At 55.4% G+C, this 1,694-nt stretch carries 1 protein-coding gene; it reads right to left on the bottom strand.

The annotated features are described in order from the left end of the window. Positions 1-736: 736 nt before the first annotated feature. The gene (locus ACK5JN_RS23735) at positions 737-1,015 is read right to left on the bottom strand and encodes a hypothetical protein (protein ID WP_416872391.1); all 279 of its coding nucleotides are present in this window, start codon (positions 1,013-1,015) and stop codon (positions 737-739) included. Between the last annotated feature and the right edge of the window lie 679 nt (positions 1,016-1,694).

Below are 1,694 nucleotides of genomic sequence, written 5' to 3'. Positions count from 1 at the left end.
CCCCCCCCCCCCCCCCCCCCCCCCCCCCCCCCCCCCCCCCCCCCCCCCCCCCCCCCCCCCCCCCCCCCCCCCCCCCCCCCCCCCCCCCCCCCCCCCCCCCCCCCCCCCCCCCCCCCCCACCCCCCTCCCCCCCACACCCGGCCCCCACCCCACCCCGTCCCGACCCTTCGGCCCCACCCCCCCCCCGCGTTCCGACCTCCCCTCCCTCCCTCCGTGATCCTCCTTCCCGTCCCTCCCTTCGTGGTTCTCCCTCCCCTCCTTGCCTCCAGGGTCCTCTTTCCCCTCTCTCCCTCCGTGTTTCTCCCTCCCCTCTCTCCCTCTATGTTCCTTCTTCCCCTCTCTCCCTCCCCGTTCCTCCTTCCCCTCCCTCCCTCCGTGGTCCTCCTTCCCCTCCCTCGCTCCGTGATCCTCCTTCCCCTCCCTCCTTCTGTGTTCCTTTTTCCCCTCCCTCCCTTCGTGTTCCTCCTTCCCCTCCCTCCCCTCGTGTTTCTCCTTCCTCTCCCTCCCTCCGTGTTCCTCCTTCCCGTCCCTCCCTCCGTGTTTTTCCTTCCTCTTGCTCCCTCCGTGTTCCTCCTTCCCCTCTCCTTCCGAGTTTCCCCTACCTTTCCCTCATTCCGTGTTCTTCCTTCCCTTCCCTCCCTCCGTGTTCCTCCTTTCTTTCCCTCCCTCCGAGTTCCTCCTTTCCCTCCCTCCCTCTGTGTTCCTCCTTCCCCCCCCCTCCCTTTGTGTTCCTCCTTCACCTCCCTTCCTCCGTGTTCCTCCTTCCCCTCCCTCCCTCTCTGCTCCTCTTTCTCCTTCCTTCCGAGTTCCTCCTTCCCCTCCTCCCTCTGTATTTCTTCTTCATCTCAATTCCTCCGTGCTCCCTCTTCCTCTTCCCCTCTCCGTGTTTCTCCTTCGCCTCTCTTTCACTGTTTTCCTCCTTCCTCTCCCTCTGTTTATGTAACTCCTTCCCCTCCATCTTTCCGTGTTTCTCCTTCCCCTCCCTTTCCCATGTTCCTCTTTCCCCTTTGAACACCGCTCCCCCGCCCAGTCCTCCAAGAGACGAAACTGCCCTCCATCTTGCCCTGCCCCCGCCCCTACCCCGCCCGTATATTTCAAATCTGCCCTCATGGTTCGACCAACCCTTCCGCCCTTCTGAGGTTACGTTACATTTGTTTGGGTTGTTAGGTTAGGTTTTTTTGGGTTTGTTTTAATTTTGTTTGGTTTCGTTAAGTGTCGTTTAGTTGTAGATTTAGTTTGGTTTGGTTTGGTTTGGCTTGGTTTGGTTTGGTTCTGTGTCGTAGGGTTTGGTTTAATTTGGTTGGTTAGGTTTGGTTTGGTTAGGTTTGGTTTGGTTAGCTTCGTTTTGGTTTGGTTTGCCTAGGTTATATTTGGTTTTGTTATGTTTGGTTTGGTTTCGTGTGGTTAGTTTTTTTTTGGGTTTTTTTGGTTTGGTTTTGTTATTTTTGGTTTGGTTATGTTTGATTTGGTTAGGTTTGGTTAGGTTTCGTTTGGTTTCGTTTCGTTAGGTTTGGTTTAGTTATTTTTGGTTTGCTTTGGTTTGGTTAAATTTGGTTTGGTTTGGCTAGGTTTGGTTTGGTTTGGTTAGGTTTGGTTTGTTTCGGTTTGGTTGGGTTAGATTTGGTTTGGTTTGGCTTGGTTTGGTTTGGTTTGATTTGGTTTGGTTAGGTTTGGTTTGGTTTGGTTTAGGTTGG

The organism is Kluyvera sp., from assembly GCF_047971185.1.
Taxonomy (GTDB): Bacteria; Pseudomonadota; Gammaproteobacteria; order Enterobacterales; family Enterobacteriaceae; genus Kluyvera.
Note: the sequence above shows the minus strand (reverse complement) of the source record. Positions and strands in the feature narration are given on the sequence as shown.